This is a genomic window from Pedobacter sp. KBS0701 (assembly GCF_005938645.2).
Taxonomy (GTDB): domain Bacteria; phylum Bacteroidota; class Bacteroidia; order Sphingobacteriales; family Sphingobacteriaceae; genus Pedobacter.
On the sequence record NZ_CP042171.1, the window covers coordinates 3,074,131 to 3,090,104 of the forward strand.

The 15,974-nt window shown below is 38.3% G+C and carries 11 protein-coding genes; 4 read left to right on the plus strand and 7 right to left on the minus strand.

The window, feature by feature from the left end; genetic code table 11:
- Positions 1-4: 4 nt before the first annotated feature.
- Together FFJ24_RS12470 and FFJ24_RS12475 are read right to left on the minus strand one after the other, a co-directional pair.
- Positions 5-2,512: a beta-L-arabinofuranosidase domain-containing protein gene (locus tag FFJ24_RS12470; RefSeq protein ID WP_168202468.1), complete on the minus strand. Its 2,508-nt coding sequence runs from the start codon at positions 2,510-2,512 to the stop codon at positions 5-7.
- Positions 2,513-3,257: 745 nt separating this feature from the next.
- Positions 3,258-5,243, minus strand: a complete 1,986-nt coding sequence (locus FFJ24_RS12475; protein ID WP_138821798.1) for a sialate O-acetylesterase — start codon at positions 5,241-5,243, stop codon at positions 3,258-3,260.
- Positions 5,244-5,462: 219 nt separating this feature from the next.
- Between FFJ24_RS12475 and FFJ24_RS12480 the strand changes: the two genes are divergently transcribed.
- Entirely contained in the window at positions 5,463-5,777 is a 315-nt protein-coding gene (locus tag FFJ24_RS12480; protein WP_138821799.1) for an RNA-binding protein, read from the plus strand.
- A 254-nt stretch (positions 5,778-6,031) separates the two neighbouring features.
- Entirely contained in the window at positions 6,032-7,285 is a 1,254-nt protein-coding gene (locus FFJ24_RS12485; protein WP_138821800.1) for a Na+/H+ antiporter, read from the plus strand.
- A gap of 289 nt (positions 7,286-7,574) precedes the next feature.
- Here FFJ24_RS12485 and FFJ24_RS12490 read toward each other — a convergent pair whose 3' ends face one another.
- Genes FFJ24_RS12490 through FFJ24_RS12500 form a run of 3 tightly spaced genes read right to left on the minus strand, consistent with a single transcriptional unit; the run spans position 7,575 to position 11,514 of the window.
- Positions 7,575-9,251, minus strand: a complete 1,677-nt coding sequence (locus FFJ24_RS12490; RefSeq protein WP_138821801.1) for a sodium/sugar symporter — start codon at positions 9,249-9,251, stop codon at positions 7,575-7,577.
- Between the two features lie 38 nt (positions 9,252-9,289).
- The gene (locus FFJ24_RS12495) at positions 9,290-10,441 is read right to left on the minus strand and encodes a galactokinase (protein ID WP_138821802.1); all 1,152 of its coding nucleotides are present in this window, start codon (positions 10,439-10,441) and stop codon (positions 9,290-9,292) included.
- A gap of 11 nt (positions 10,442-10,452) precedes the next feature.
- Positions 10,453-11,514, minus strand: coding sequence for a UDP-glucose--hexose-1-phosphate uridylyltransferase (locus tag FFJ24_RS12500; protein WP_138821803.1), 1,062 nt, complete (start codon positions 11,512-11,514; stop codon positions 10,453-10,455).
- 161 nt (positions 11,515-11,675) lie between these two features.
- Here FFJ24_RS12500 and FFJ24_RS12505 point away from each other — a divergent pair, with 161 nt between their 5' ends.
- A complete protein-coding gene (locus FFJ24_RS12505) occupies positions 11,676-12,374 on the plus strand; it encodes an NUDIX domain-containing protein (protein ID WP_138821804.1) in 699 nt (232 codons plus the stop codon).
- Positions 12,375-12,389: 15 nt separating this feature from the next.
- Here the strand turns inward: FFJ24_RS12505 and FFJ24_RS12510 are convergent, their stop codons facing one another.
- Complete coding sequence (locus FFJ24_RS12510) at positions 12,390-13,160, minus strand: SDR family NAD(P)-dependent oxidoreductase (protein ID WP_138821805.1); 771 nt, start codon at positions 13,158-13,160, stop codon at positions 12,390-12,392.
- Between the two features lie 179 nt (positions 13,161-13,339).
- Between FFJ24_RS12510 and FFJ24_RS12515 the strand changes: the two genes are divergently transcribed.
- The gene (locus FFJ24_RS12515; RefSeq protein ID WP_138821806.1) at positions 13,340-13,870 is read left to right on the plus strand and encodes an OmpA family protein; all 531 of its coding nucleotides are present in this window, start codon (positions 13,340-13,342) and stop codon (positions 13,868-13,870) included.
- Between the two features lie 474 nt (positions 13,871-14,344).
- Here FFJ24_RS12515 and FFJ24_RS12520 read toward each other — a convergent pair whose 3' ends face one another.
- Positions 14,345-15,970: a RagB/SusD family nutrient uptake outer membrane protein gene (locus FFJ24_RS12520; protein ID WP_138821807.1), complete on the minus strand. Its 1,626-nt coding sequence runs from the start codon at positions 15,968-15,970 to the stop codon at positions 14,345-14,347.
- Between the last annotated feature and the right edge of the window lie 4 nt (positions 15,971-15,974).

The window sequence follows — 15,974 nt, forward strand, 5'->3', positions numbered from 1 at the left end:
GATGTTAAAAGGTGTTAATTTTTACCGAATCGAAGCTTGCCAATGCCTTGTATGTTCTTAATCCTATACTACCCGATTGGTATTGATTATCTGTTGCCGAAAGCACAGGTTGAACTGATCCGTTTATAAAAAAATCAAATTTATCTCCCTTCGCCACTATCTTTAAAGTATACAATTCGTTCATTTTAACAGGATATTTTCCAGAACGTATCACCGTCCATTTTTGTCCATTAGCTTTTCCAAATATGACGCTTCCGTTGGGTTGATCTAAGCCTACATAATATCCCTGGTAAGCATCAGGACCAATTGCAGGGTTAGAAACCCTGAAAATTAAACCAGCATCTCCTGCGGTATTGATTTTTACATCTGCCTGATAAGTAAAATCTTTAAAGTCTGTTCCATTGGCCAAATATTTAGACCCATTTATGCCATAACCACCAGAGCCTGCATTTGATGCAGCGTTCATCTCCCCATCTTTCCAAAACCAGCCACCGCCATAAAAAACCCAATTGCTGGCCATTCCCTGATCAAAGTTTTCAACCAAAGTTTTATTTACTTTTTTTGGCTCTCCGATTACAGGGAAACAGCTTAGTCGGATATTTTCAGATCCGTATGGTACCAGGATAACTTCTTCCTGTTTTTCAGCTGATGCAACTGGACTAAAGGGCACATCAAAAGCAGACACTTTATTGTAACCTAAACCCCATGATGGAATCTTTTTTGCCTGAACCTTTATTTTAACCGGTGTACTTGCCGCAATAAAAGGATTCGATGGCATTTCCGATTTCAGCACGGCAACATTACTTAAACCACTTTTACCGATCATTAAGCCATAATTCCACGCCGATTCGGGATGGATTTCGTAATCTGTAAAGCCAGCAACAGGATGCGTTTTGGTTACCTTATTTGTCGCTTTAATTTCCAGGGCATAAACAACAGGTCCACGTTCTATACTTATAGAATTGTTTACCTGCGCACTGGTCGTAATTTCCATTGGAAAATTCAGTTCTAATTGATCGTGATTTTTCCATTCACGGGCTATGGCAAACATTTCTCCAGCTTTTACACCTTTTAATGTAGCTCCATTTAACCTAATGCCTGGTTTTACACTCCATGCTGGAATTCTTAAAATTAATGGAAAGGATGTACTAACGGCAACTTCTATTTTTAACCTGATCTGTTCTTCGAAAGGGTAATTGGTTTCTTCGGTAATTTTTATTTTTTTGTTTTCGGCTACCACAGTTTCTATTTCCATAGGACCATAGGTAATTACGGCCAAACCCTTCTCTGGAGTAGCTACCACACTACTTTTCACAAAATAAGGCCAGCCCATGTGCATATTATAGCGGCAGCAGCCATAGCCTGAATATGGGCTGGAAACGATACCTGTAGCATAATCCTGATTAAAGCCATGCTCGCCATGAATACTCTGTACCTGATTGGGTAATGTGTAATAGGAGTGATTTTTAAAATCCCGGCTAAACTGAGCAGGCAAAGCATTAAAGGCCACTTTCTCCAGCTGATCGCCAATTTTTGCATCGTGAATAACCTTTGCTGCAGTCTCTAAACTCTGCATCCATTCTACTACCGTACAGGTTTCTACCCCTTCTATACTGCTTGTACCAGCCAAAAATTCAGTTCCGGAACCTAAACCTTCTGGCTGACCGTGGTCGCGCATAATATGTGCGATACCTTTAGAGAGTGCTTCAAGATTAGATGGAAGATCTTGAAGTTGTGCATAAACTACAGGAAATTTTAAAGCCTGAGCCACATTAACCATGTGTTTTGGCTGAAAATCATCACCGAAAAAGTAAAATCCGTTATTGCTATAAATATCAATCCAGGGGTATGCCTGTTGTTTTAACTTTTCTACAAGTTTTAGTAAATCCTGATCACCGGTTTTATTGTAAAGCCAAATGGCAATTTCCATGTTATCGCCTGCTCTAGCCTTAGCCCACTCTTTCAATGGATCAGCATCGAGATTATCGAGTTCATATTTAAAATATCTGGAGAGAAATGGAAGAACCCTTTTATCATTTGTGGCTTCGTAATAGCTTTGCAAAGCATACATCATTGGCATACGCGGCCACCAGTCTTTCATTTTCGTTGGACCAAATAATCCGTTAGCTTGTTGATTGTTTAAAGTCCAATCGATATACTTTTGTGCTTTCGCTTTTAGCACAGGATCATCTAAAGTATAAGCCAATGCGACTAAACCTTTAACATAATAGGGTACACGCTCCCATCCATTTCCATCACCTCCCAGCCAATCAGAATTTTTGCCTAGATTATCTTTTTCAGGGTACAGCGCTTCGGCCATTCCGGTTGCACCATCTCTTTGTTGTTCCAGCTGCTTTAATAACCATCCCCTGGCTTTAATACTGCCTATTGGTAATTGCACATAAACATGCTGTTTTAACGGAGCTTTATTAAACTCTGTTAAACTTTGAGCATATAATGCATGAATAGACAGAACGAGCAGGAAATAAATTAGGGTAAATATTCTTTTCATAAAAGACATATTGGTTAGATAATGTTTTATAAAACTAGTAAATATACATGGAATATTAAAACGATTTAGTAAGCTTATATTTAAAACATGAAATATCTGGAGACACTGCTTTCCAGGTTAAAAAATTCAGAAACTATAGGAGTACCAGATGTAAAATTCTTCAGTAAGCAATTGTTTGAGGTTCAAGGGTGAAAGCATTGTTAACTAAAAATTATTTCAGGCAATACTGTTTGTAGCACAGGCAACGGCCAGGTATTTACCCCGATTATATAAGTTCAGCAATGCGATCGTTAGTCTGAGCGTAGCAAGATTTCTTGAGATAGATAAATCGCAAATAAATACCCTTCGACTACGCTACCATTTACAGACTCCAAAAAAAGGTCGTCACCACGACCGAAGCAACGCGAAGTGGAGAGATCTATCAAAACAGATTTTGCTTCACAAAGCCTTCAGGTTCTCGACTGCGTTACCGATGTAAACTCGGTACAGGTAGCACTCCGCTTAAAATGACGGTAATTCTGGGAGATTTTTACGCTTAGATTAATTGATGTCACTCATATTGATTTTATACAATAAATTATCCCTCTAGGTGACATCATTTTGCGATTTATCCCTTAACTTAATAACATTGAGCACTCACCTTCATAAAAAGATAGTAATGGAAAGAAAGACTGCTCTGACCGAAAAGCATTAAACCTGCTTTACAAAAAATTCAACCTTTTTAAGCGCAAATGCTTTACCTCTGTTATTTCTTTGCAAAGGTAAGGCCTTGCCAGGTATCTGTCCTGAATGGTGACGCTGGCAAGCCATCGTTACTAACCAGGTTACAAAGAGGATTATTTCCCCATGCATAACGAACAGCAACAGGATTTGCGACCTGATCGCTACTGACAATAATCTGATTTCCCTTGATACTTGCTTTGGCCCAATAAAATTTCTTATCTGCTCCGGCAATGGCAAAACCTTTTAGCGCCTTACCATCTGCCGTTTTTAAACCATTTTGGCTATTGCCAAACGTTAATATAATCTGTTTTCCTTCAATTTTATTTGATTGGTAAACGGGGCCGGAATAATTTATTTTTTGGCCATACGTTTTAGCCAAGGCAATTAACGCCAATCTTCTACCTACCTCTTGTTTGTTTTTAGGGTGAATATCTTTTGCATCGCCGATATCAATAATTGTGGCCATGCCTGTATTTGGCAAAGCAAGTGTTTTTTGCTGTGCCTCCCTAAGTTCTGCCCAGGCAGATTGTGATGGCTCATTATCGATCTGCATAAAATTAGCCAACTGAACAAAATAGAATGGAAAATCTCCCTGAGCCCATTTCTGACGCCAATCTTTGATCATTGTTGGAAATAACTCGCGGTACTGGTAAGCTCTATCAGCATTACTTTCTCCCTGATACCAAATAGCACCTTTAATGGAGAATTGCAGATAAGGATGAATCATGGCATTATATAAAACTGTTGGGCGATTTGGGCCATTTTCTTCATAAGGCTTAGGCTCAATATTTTTAAAATCTAAACCTATTTTATATTTCCAATCTCCCGCAAGCGAAATTTTTTCACCCGCATTATTTGTCACATTTAAATCTTTCGCCTCTCCATAAATGCCACCGCCGCCACCGCTATCAAAAACACGAACGGTAATGATATTTTCGCCTGGTTTGAGTAAATCTGCAGGTATGGCATAACTTCTACCTACGTTATAGCCAACCGTTTCGCCAACTTTTACACCATTTACATAAGTGATATCATTATCATCTATGGTTCCGAGATTAAGCTTTATGCCGTTTGTTTTCCAATTTTCCGGAATAGTCACTCTCCTGCTAAACCATACAATACCATCGAAATTTTTAAGTGCAGCTTCTTCCCACAAAGTTGGCAAAGTCATGCTTTTCCAGTCTGTAGTTTCTGCTGTGACCCATTTAAGCTGCCCAGCCTGATAACCAGAATCCTTTTCAGTGGTCATCTTAACCCAGTTGCTTACTTTTTCGTTGTAAGAAACGGTTGAAGGGTTAATACCTGCTTGTTGGATTTTATCAACTGCAGCAGAAAAATCGGACATTTTTTTAAGCGATTCGGCGCTCGTCCATGCTTCGGCGATCGTTCCCCCCCAGGAAGTATGGATCAGGCCGATAGGAATTTTAGTTTTTTCATATACTTCGCGGGCGAAGAAATATGCGGTAGAAGAAAACCCGGCAATATATTTTGGACTACATTCCTGCCATCCACCATTTGCAACTTTGGCATCGTTTATAGGAAAATTGCTGGTTATGTGATCTGCCTGCAATAAACGGATATTTGGATATTTAGCTCCAGCTATTTCTTTTTCGCTATTGAGGATTTTGCCCCAGCCTGCCAGTGGCATTTCCATGTTTGACTGCCCGGAACAGATCCATACATCGCCAATCAATACATTATTGAGCACCAGCAACTCTCCATCTGATATGGTTATGGTATACGGCCCTCCATAACCTGGGGTTGCCACTTTAATTTTCCAATTACCATTGGCATCGGCAATAGCACCATAATTAATTTTATTCCAGGAAACCATTACTTTAACTGCCTTACCTGCATTTGCTTTGCCCCAGATTGCAGCGTTGGTTTTCTGCTGTAAAACCATATTATTGCCAAAAACTGAAGGTAATAAGATTTTAGCTTGTGCAAAAGCAGATATGCAAAGTAATAATGCAATGAGAAGTATGGATTTTAACCTTTGGGCGCTCATATTTTAATCTATTTTTTGATGATTAGAAAGCGAATGTACGTTTTCTACCGATCAACATCAATATATAAGCCTGCTGCACACAAAATTTATGGCTAATGAGATAAAATTCATACAAATTAGTTTGGGTAAGAACATCATTTTACTTATTTTGCAGGTCTTAAAGAACGGTGCTGGATTTAATATCTATAGCTCCAAATGTTCTCTCAAATAAAAGAATTAATGGTTAAGATTTTCATAGGCGGCCTTCCTGACAATATCCAAGAGATGGATTTGGCAATATTGGTTAGCCTTCATGGCAGGGTAGAAACAATTAAAATTGTTCGCGACAGGGCAACTGGTAAATGTAAAGGCTATGCTTTTCTGGAAATTTATAGTCTTCCCGATGCCAAAAACATCGTATCAACCTTAAATGGCGAAACGTTTAAAGGCAATGTAATTACAGTTAAAATATCTGAAGAGGAAGGTGGCGCTAAAGCAGTAAAGCCAAAACCCAACCCAACTTTTAAAAGTAAAAGACCCAGGTTACAACGGTAGTATATTAAAGTCGCTTTTACTGAAAGGCCCTGGAATAAGGTCAATCTTCCTTGTTAGCTATATTACCATAAAGATTGATTCATCCAATGAAAGATCAGCTTCGCATCCTATAGTCGCGGGATGAAGATACAGCAACTCGTTGTTCGAAAGACCTCCACCATCTAGATTATTTAAACATAAACTTCGTAATCCGATGGTAAACGTATATTTTGAATTACACGTTTCCACATTGATTAAAAAACGCATTCAGAGATATGGAAAATTATGCCGTTGTAATATTTATTTTAGCTGTAATGATTGGCCTTTCTGCTATCGCAGACCGGATTAAAATTCCCTATCCTATTTTACTGATTATTGCTGGAATTGCAGTAGGTTTTGTGCCTTCCTTGCCACCAATTGATATTAATCCAGAAATTATATTTTTGATATTTCTCCCGCCGTTGCTTTATGATGCCGCCTTCAACATCTCATTTAAAGAATTTAAAACGAATATCAATACCATATTTACCCTTGCTATTACGCTGGTTTTTATCACCGCAATCGGCATTGCTGTAGTTGCCCACTATATGATTCCGGGGATGAGTTGGCCGGTGTCTTTTGTATTAGGTGCAATTCTTTCAGCTACTGATGCGGTTGCTGCTATGAGTATTACCAAGGGACTGGGTTTATCTCATAAAACCAATACCATTCTGGAGGGTGAGAGTTTAGTTAACGATGCTTCTGCACTGGTAGCATATCGTTTTGCAGTAGCCGCAGTAACAGGAACAGCCTTTGTGTTTTGGAAAGCATCACTTGAATTTGTCATTTTAATGGCTGGTGGATTCTTAATTGGCATGGTGATGTCGAAAATTTTAGCGTTTATTATGAAGCGTATTCATAACAATCGCCTGGCAACCATTAGCTTTATGTTGTTAATGCCCTTTGTTACCTATTTAATTGCTGAACAAGTGCATGTTTCGGGCGTTATTGCAGTTGTTATTTTAGGATTGGGGATATCCAGGTTTAGCCATAAGGTATTTCCAGAACAGCTTAAAAATCAATCGAAAAACATCTGGGATATTATTATCTTTTTATTGAATGGACTAATTTTTATATTAATCGGCTTACAATTTCCTTATGTATATAAAAATATTAGCAGTGCTGATATTCTACCTTACATAGGTTATTCGCTGGTGATTACCGTTGTAGCTTTGTTACTGCGAATGGCACGTGTTTTCTTACAAAAATTTAATCTTCAAAAAGCTTTTCAGAAAGGGAAACACCGTATTAAAGAGGGTGCATTACTGGATTTTAAGAACAGCTTAATTATCAGCTGGTCGGGCATGAGAGGTATTGTTTCACTGGCCATTGCAATTGGACTACCCGCTACTTTATCGGATGGAAGTGCGTTTCCACAGCGAAATGCCGTTATATTTATTTCGGTGGTAGTGGTATTGTTTACCTTAATCGGGCAAGGGCTTACTTTGCCATGGTTGGTAAAGAAATTAGCAACAGAGGATGACGAATAATACTCTATTTTTTACGACAGAGTGCACAGAGATAAAATCACAGAGAACATTGATGTTAGATAAACTTTGACAATTTTATAGGCATTGCGTCTAAAAGATTGTCAAAGTGCACTATAAATATGATCTATAAACTTAAATGTCCCTTCGACTCCGCTCAGGGTGACTTACTCTTGACTTCCCGGTCTTATTATATTTACCATTAAGGAATTAAGGCAGTTAAAAAAATGACAATCTTCCAGGCATTGCGTCTAAAAGATTGTCAAAGTAAATAACCGTTGATATAAATGGTTTACCAATACACGCTGTAGAGTGCAACCAATAACCCAATAATTAGTAGTGCACCTACCGCAAAGCTGGTTGATGTTTTAAACATTTTTGCATCGATAGCCAATCCTTTAGCTTCTGCTTTAACTTTGTTGCTCAATAAACTGATGATCACCATGCCGGCAATGCAAAATATGAATACAAAGCCCATCCGATCTAAAAATGGCATTTCGTAAACACCAGCTGCATTTTTAACAGAGAAACCCATTCCTGATAACCATGAAAGATCGGTTAGTTTAGGTAAGAATTTAAGTAAAATGGACAAACCGAAACCACCGATGGTAGCAAACAGTGCTGCACCAGAAGTTGTTCTTTTCCAGAAGAAACCTAAAATAAACATGGCAAAAATGCCTGGAGAGACAAAACCGGTATACTCTTGAATGTATTGAAAACCACCTTTTTTATCGATTCCTAAATGTGGAGCAATCAATACACCAAGAATCATTGCTACAACAATAGAAATCTTACCAGTTGTTACCAAATTTTTCTCTGTAGCATCTGTTCTTAGTACTTTTTTATAAATATCCAAAGTAAAAATAGTGGCAATACTGTTTGCTTTACCTGCCAGGGAGGCTACAACCGCAGCGGTTAATGCAGCAAACGAAAGTCCTTTTAATCCTGCAGGAAGCAAGTTTAACAACACCGGGTAAGCACGATCTGGATTTACAGATCCATCCTGCAGCATTTCGGCCTGGAAAGCGCCATCTTTATACAACACATAAGCGGCAATGCCAGGCAACACGACAATAATTGGCATTAATAATTTCAGGAATGCAGCAAAAAGGATACCTCCTCGAGCAGTTTCCAGATTAGCTCCTAATGCACGTTGTGTAATGTACTGATTACAGCCCCAATAGTTTAGGTTCACGATCCACATACCACCAATCAATACGCTTAAACCTGGTAAGTCGATATAATTTTCATTATCAGGTTTTAGGATCATGTGGAAATGCTCAGATGCTTTAGAAGTCATTAAGCTATAACCTTCAAAAATACCGCTAGTACCATAATGTGTAGAAACCAGGTTTAAAGCCAGATAAGTTGTAGCAAGACCACCTAAAATCAAGAAAAACACCTGGATTACATCGGTATACCCAATTACTTTCATCCCACCCAAGGTGATGAGAATGGCAAAAATTGCAATGGCATACATACAGAACCTTAGATCGAAACCAGAAATACTGCTTACCGCTAAAGCACCTAAATAAAGAATAGAAGTTAAGTTTACCACAACATACAGCAATAACCAGAAAACGGCCATAATCATAGCCACTGTACCATTATAGCGCTGGTGCAAAAACTGTGGCATGGTAGCAATTTTGTTCTTTAAATAAACCGGGATGAAAAATACAGCTACCACCACCAATGTAAGTGCGCCCATCCATTCGTATGTTGCAATGGCCAATCCCATTTTAAAGCCTGAGCCACTCATACCGATAAACTGCTCAGCAGAAATGTTTGATGCAATTAAGGATGCGCCGATTGCCCACCAGGTTAAAGAACCTTCTGCAAGAAAATAATCTTTAGAACCCGTAGATTCTGATTTTTTCTTGTTGTAAATGTAGAGCCCGTATGCGGCTACAATAACGAAGTAAATTGCAAATACAATGTAATCCTTCGTGTCTAATAAGTTGTTTTTCATTGATTTATTTTGGTTAGTATACCTTGGGTTGTTAAATTTTAATTAAATAAACTGGTTCCATTTTCTGTTTGAACGGTATAGGAATCAAGCTTGAGCCCGAATTGTAATAAATATTTTGAAGATAGTGCTTCGATTAAACCCTCAATTTTTTCTTCCTTAACGATATTGATGGTACAACCACCAAAACCACCACCCATCATCCTGGCACCCAATACGTAGTCTAGCGGTTTAACAGCTTCAACTAAAAAATCCAATTCCTTGCAACTTACTTCATAATCTTTACTTAAACCTTCATGCGTTTCGAACATCAGGTTTCCTAAACCCTGCAGATTACCTTTTTCAAGTTGTTCTGCCGCTGTTAGTAAACGTCCGATTTCTTTCACTACAAAACTGCATTTCGCAAATACTTCCTCATCTTTCGGCTTAACATGCGCTTCTAACATACCAAGATCTACATCACGTAATGTATTTACATTGGGGTAATGCTCTTTTACCCAGGCTACACCTTGTTCGCATTGGGCTCTTCTTTTATTGTAGGCCGAATCGGCAAGGGCATGTTTTACATTCGTATTTAAAAGCAAAAGCTTATAACCATCTAACTTTAACGGGATGTAAACATGTTTCATCGATCGGCAATCAAGCATAATTGCCTGATCTTTTTTGCCAAATACAGAGGCAAACTGATCCATAATACCGCAGTTAACACCTGCAAATGTCTGTTCAGCCTTTTGAGCAATTAAAGCAATATCTATCTTGGGAACGTTAAGCGAAAAAAGCTGATCGAGCGCAAAACCGGTAGCACATTCTACAGCAGCAGATGACGATAGACCAGCACCCAAAGGCACATCACCATCGATATAAAAATTAAAGCCACCCAACCCATAGCCTCTTTCTTTTAACTGATCGGCAACGCCCAAAATGTAATTGGCCCAACTATTCTCTGATTTTTTCAGGCTTTTAATTGATGAAATATCAAATTGCTGATAACTTTCTGAGAATAAATGTATTTCATCATCTTCTCTTTTTGATATAGCTACATAAATGGCTTTATCTATAGCAGCAGGCATTACAAAACCGCCGTTGTAATCGGTATGCTCGCCAATAATATTGATTCTTCCGGGCGAACGCACTAAAATGGGTTCGGCATCGAAAAGTCTTTTAAACGTACTTTTTAAATGTTGTGCATTCATTGTTAATAATTTTAGTCTTCAGCCCTGCTGATTTTATAGTGTGTAGCAGACATTTCTTTCAGGCGATTTGCCGCAAACTCAGGAGTAATATCCCGCTGAGGGTTGGCAAGCATCTCGTAACCTACCATAAACTTTTTAACCGATGCCGAGCGTAACAATGGTGGATAAAAATGCATATGCCAATGCCATTCCGGGTAATAACCATTGTTTACCGGAGTCTGGTGCATGCCTGCCGAGTAAGGGAAAGATGTTTCGAACAGGTTATCGTATTTAGTTGTTAATACTTTAATCGCTTCGGCCAATGATTTCTTTTCCGCTTCGCTAAACAATTTGATGCTATTTACATGTCGTTTGCTAATGATCATGGTTTCGTATGGCCAAACAGCCCAAAAAGGCACCAATACTGCAAAATGATCATTTTCAAATACAATGCGTTCGTTTTTCTTTTGCTCCAGCTTTAAATAATCGGCAAGTAAACTTCTTCTATGGATGGCATAGTAAGTTTTCTGACGCTCAGTTTCTTTGGCAATTTCTAAAGGAATGTCGCCTTGCGACCAGATCTGCCCATGTGGGTGTGGGTTGCTACAGCCCATTATTTCACCTTTATTTTCAAAAATCTGAATATATTTAATCCAATCGTTTTCAGCCAGGCTGTTAAATTCGTTCTGCCAAACATTTACCACGGCAGTTATGGCTTCGACACTCATTTCAGGAAGTGTGAGATTATGTTTCGGGCTAAAACTGATCACCCTGCAAAGACCTCTCTGATTATTAGCTACTAATAAATCATCTTCGTTCATATCACCGGCAGGCGTGTCTTCAAGCAAAGCAGCAAAATCATTATTAAAAACAAAGCTCTCCGTATATTGTGGATTGCTGTCGCCATCTGCCCTACCGTTTCCCGGGCATAAATAACATTTTGGATCATATTCCGGGCGGTTATCTGGTGTAATGTCTTCAACCTTACCTTGCCATGGTCTCTTGGTACGGTGTGGTGATACTAACACCCACTCGCCGGTTAATATGTTAAGCCGGGTATGTGGATTACTGTCAAGTTCGAATGTTTGGTTCATTTTATATTTTTCAACTGGTTAGAAAAAAGAAAGCCAAGTGGCTCTCCTATCTAGTCGGTCAAATTATAAAATTATTATTAATTGTCAAAACGACAATTAATAATAATTTTTATTTTCGTGAAAATTTGAACATATTAAGCCCTTTAAAACCTTGATAAAAAATGATTGAATATTCCAGGCAGCCACATTATCTTGTTGCTGTTGATTGCATTGTGTTTGGATTTGACGGTGAACACCTTAAAATTCTATTGGTTAAGCGGGGCTTAGAACCCGAAATAAACAAATGGAGTTTAATGGGCGGTTTTGTAGGCGCTGATGAAAGTCCGGACGATGCAGCGAACAGGGTACTCAAAAAAATGACAGGTTTAGAAGGCGTTTATCTGGAGCAGATGCAGATTTATGGAGAACCGGGTCGTGATCCCATCGAAAGAACGCTTTCTGTTGGATATTTTGCCCTCATTGATATCCACAAATATGAGGCACAGTTAAACGACGATTATGAGGCGGAATGGTTTTTGATTAACGACCGGCCAAAACTTATTTTTGATCATAACCAAATGGTTGCTGATGCCAGAAAAAAATTAAGGTATAAAGCTGCACTTCATCCAATATTATTCGAAATGCTGCCTAAAAAATTTACTATTCCACAGCTACATATTCTTTTTGAGGAAGTAAACGACACTAAAATCGATACCAGAAATTTTAGCCGCAAAATTACCTCTACAGGATTATTAATTAAACTGGCCGAAAAAGACAGGGCAGGTTCTAAAAAAGGTGCATTCTATTTTAAATTAGATAAGAAAAAATACAATGCCAATTCGCAGGCTTTCTTAAACCTAATGCCAAATTTAAGAGCTTAAATAACATTGATTAGCCTATTGTTCTTCATAATGATAGGTTAATCCTCCATCTACATAATAAGTTGATCCGGTAACATAAGCGGCATCATCAGAAGCAAGGAACGCCACTACTGCAGCCACATCTTCTGCTTTACCCATTCTTTTTAATGGGATATTTTGAAGTACTTTTTCCAGCTGTTCTTTATTGTTCAATAAATCCTGGTTGATCGGTGTTGAAACAGCTCCGGGAGCCACGTTATTAATTCTGATATTAAACCGGGCTAATTCTGAAGCAAGATTTCTGGTTAACATCATTAAACCTCCTTTACTGGCACAGTAGGCAGCAAAATTTGGAAATGCGATTTCTTCATGTACAGAACTCATGTTGATTATAGTTCCAGCCACGTTGCTTTTTCTACAATAATTTACAAATGACTGAATCCCAAAAAAAACACCTTTTAAATTTGTGTTCATGATCAGGTCGTAATCTTCCTCCGTAACTTCCCAAAAGCTGGCTTTTTTTTCTACGCCTGCATTGTTTACCAGAATATCTAAATGGCCAAATACCGCCACAGCATCGGTTATCAATTTAATGGCTGCATTGGCTTTACTTAAATCGGCCTCCAAAAAAGCTGCCTTTCTACCCATGTCCTGTATTTCTGTGATAAGTTTTTCACCCCGTTCATCAAATTTATGACCATTTAAGATAATATCACAGCCATCTTTGGCCAACCTTAAGGCACATGCAGCGCCAATCCCCTGACTGCTTCCGGTAATTAAAGCGGTTTTGTTTTCAAAACGGTCCATAGTAAAATGTTATAATACATAAAAGAAAATTGATGTGATTATGTTTGAGTAAAATTGAAGTTATTAACAGGATTAATACATTAAATGTAAGTTCTCAAAAAAAATATCGTTATAGCTGTAATCAATAATTAGTATTTTTGGGCAACAAACACACAATAAACTTAAATTAATCTTAAAACATGAACATTACCAAAAACCTTTTATTTACTACGCTCCTGGCTTTGTTTACGCTAACCATGTATTCTTGTAAAACAAAAAAACTGGCTGCAAAACCTGCTCCAGCACCTGTTGAAAAGCCCGCACCACCAGTAGAAGAGAAAAAACCAGCGCCAGTACCAGAGAAAGAAGATGCTCCTGCTCCTGTTGAAAAACCCAATTTTAACTTAGATAACATCCAATTTGAGTTTAATTCATTTGTACTTAAAACATCATCATTCTCAATTCTGGATAAAGCGGTGGCAGAAATGAAAAAATCGCCAGATACAAAATTTATTCTTAATGGCCATTCATCTGCAGAAGGTACGCCTGAGCATAACATGCAACTTTCTGTAGATCGTGCAAATGCCGTAAAATCATACTTTATAAACGCCGGTTTAAACGGAAATAATTTTACTGTTGTTGGTCATGGTGAGAAAGAGCCTGTTAGTACCAATAAAAGCGAAGAAGGCAGAATACTAAACAGAAGAACTGAAATAAAAGTTCAGAATTAATTCATAAAATACAAGAAAAAGGGCCATGATTTAATTTTCATAGCCCTTTTTTATTTTGCATATAATTGCCCTCCTGAAATTATTTCTACCCTTCCACTTTGCTATCAATGGACGGATTCCCATAGAATGGTCGTCATCTCGACCGGAGCAGCGCGAAGTGGAGATATCTATCAAAAACAGATTTTGCTTTGCAGGCATTTTGGTTCTCCACTGTTGTCAAAATGAGAATACTTCTAGCGCATTCATCTTCTGTCGTTCATATTGATTTTTATAAAATAAATTATCCCTCAGGATAACAACCGGAAGTTGATTGAAACTTAATTTCAGAAAAGAAAGATTTGATAATACTTATTCTTAAATATATTGATTTAACAGGTTAACCAGATTGCCCTGCTTTAAACCAGCTGTAAACAAAAACTCTCCAAAGCTTTCTTTACAGAAAGTTTCGGAGAGTGAATTAATTAACGTGAAGGATTAATAACCCGGGTTTTGAGTCAATACCGCATCTTTATTTAATTGTATTTCATTTAAAGGAATTGGCAATAACAAATTTTTTGTCGTTAAACCTGTAATCGGTTTTGATGCGTCATTCGAATTTAAACGAAGCGCACGTTCTACTAAAGTTCCTGTTCTCATTAACGTCATTCTTCTATTCTCCTCACCAATTAATTCTCTGGCTCTTTCATCAAGAATAAAATCCTTTGTCATTTCAGAAGCGCTAACCTGTGCCGCATTTGCTCTGGTTCTTAACACATTTATTGTTGTTGCCGCATCTCCGGTTTTACCTTGTGCAACCTGTGCTTCTGCGAGAAGCAAATAAGTTTCGCCTAACCGCATTAAAATGAAATCTTTGATCATGGCATAACCAAAAGTATCATTCGGATCAAAAGCGCCCCATTTCGTTGTACTCGGACAAATATTGATTAATGTATCAGGACCGGTAAAAGGAACTTGTTTTCCAAATTTTGCTGCATATTTAGGATCTGGGTCGTTATAATAATATCTTCTGCGGATATTGTATTGCGAATTACGGATATCATTTCCTTTGTACAAACCATAAAGTACCCAGTTGCTCAAACGTAACCTGGCAATGGACCGGCCACCCAATGAATCGGCAAGAGCCATACCTGCTATATTGTAATATGCCGCCCCCCAGACTCTTCGTTGCTGAGGATTGTCAGTTATACCGCCAACAACGCTAGTCGGATTTTCCTGCTCTAACACCCAGATAGCCTCTGTATTCCCCTGCGATCTTCTTTGGTTGCCATATTGGAACATATCAGAATAATAATCTCCAGGCTGACTAGTTTTTACGCCATAACGATTTTTTATTAAACTGAATTTGCCACTGCTAATGATTGCCTGAGCCTGTTGCTCAGCTAAATCTGGTTTCCCGATTCGGAGATAAACTTCAGCCAGAAGCTGCATCGCCATAAATTTATTTGCTCTGCCATACATTTTGCCTTTGGTATTGGTTTTTACCGCTTCAATATCAGGAAGATTTGCTGCAGCAAAAAGCAAATCTGCTACAATCAGGTTATTTACATCAGCTATAGGTGCTCTCACAAAATCTGTTTTAGGCCCTGCTAATGCATGTGTAATCAATGGCACGCCACCAAACAAAGTTGCTAAGTTGTTGTAAGCATAAGCCCTGAAAAATTTAGCTTCGGCGCTTACCAGGCTTTTACCTTTTGCACTTAAGCTAGTTACACTTGGATTTTCAATTCCATCTACAATAATGTTAGTTAAGTTTACCATGATGTAGTCTCTATTCCACATGCGGGCTGCACCACCATCAGTAGAGGTTAGCGTAGCATAATTATAGTATGGAATTTCTACACCTTGCTGGTTATTGGTTGCATTTGCAACATCAGTTCCAACCTGCCAAACGCTTGGCCAGCCCTGCTGATCAGCCCAGGAAAAGATTGTGCTGGTATGGTTATACAAACCAATTAACGATGCTTCGAATCCAAGTGAATCGGTAAGCGTTAATGGTGTATATGATGAAAACGGTTTCTCATCTAAAAATGCTTTTTTGCATGACGAAAACACAACAAAAAGTACTGATAATGATGCAATTATGCTTATATATTTTTTCATGATG

Coding starts and splice junctions, on each gene's coding strand:
- FFJ24_RS12470 (WP_168202468.1), bottom strand. CDS start 2,512: ATGAAAAGAATATTTACCCTAATTTATTTCCTGCTCGTTCTGTCTATT.
- FFJ24_RS12475 (WP_138821798.1), bottom strand. CDS start 5,243: ATGAGCGCCCAAAGGTTAAAATCCATACTTCTCATTGCATTATTACTT.
- FFJ24_RS12480 (WP_138821799.1), top strand. CDS start 5,463: ATGGTTAAGATTTTCATAGGCGGCCTTCCTGACAATATCCAAGAGATG.
- FFJ24_RS12485 (WP_138821800.1), top strand. CDS start 6,032: ATGGAAAATTATGCCGTTGTAATATTTATTTTAGCTGTAATGATTGGC.
- FFJ24_RS12490 (WP_138821801.1), bottom strand. CDS start 9,251: ATGAAAAACAACTTATTAGACACGAAGGATTACATTGTATTTGCAATT.
- FFJ24_RS12495 (WP_138821802.1), bottom strand. CDS start 10,441: ATGAATGCACAACATTTAAAAAGTACGTTTAAAAGACTTTTCGATGCC.
- FFJ24_RS12500 (WP_138821803.1), bottom strand. CDS start 11,514: ATGAACCAAACATTCGAACTTGACAGTAATCCACATACCCGGCTTAAC.
- FFJ24_RS12505 (WP_138821804.1), top strand. CDS start 11,676: ATGATTGAATATTCCAGGCAGCCACATTATCTTGTTGCTGTTGATTGC.
- FFJ24_RS12510 (WP_138821805.1), bottom strand. CDS start 13,160: ATGGACCGTTTTGAAAACAAAACCGCTTTAATTACCGGAAGCAGTCAG.
- FFJ24_RS12515 (WP_138821806.1), top strand. CDS start 13,340: ATGAACATTACCAAAAACCTTTTATTTACTACGCTCCTGGCTTTGTTT.
- FFJ24_RS12520 (WP_138821807.1), bottom strand. CDS start 15,970: ATGAAAAAATATATAAGCATAATTGCATCATTATCAGTACTTTTTGTT.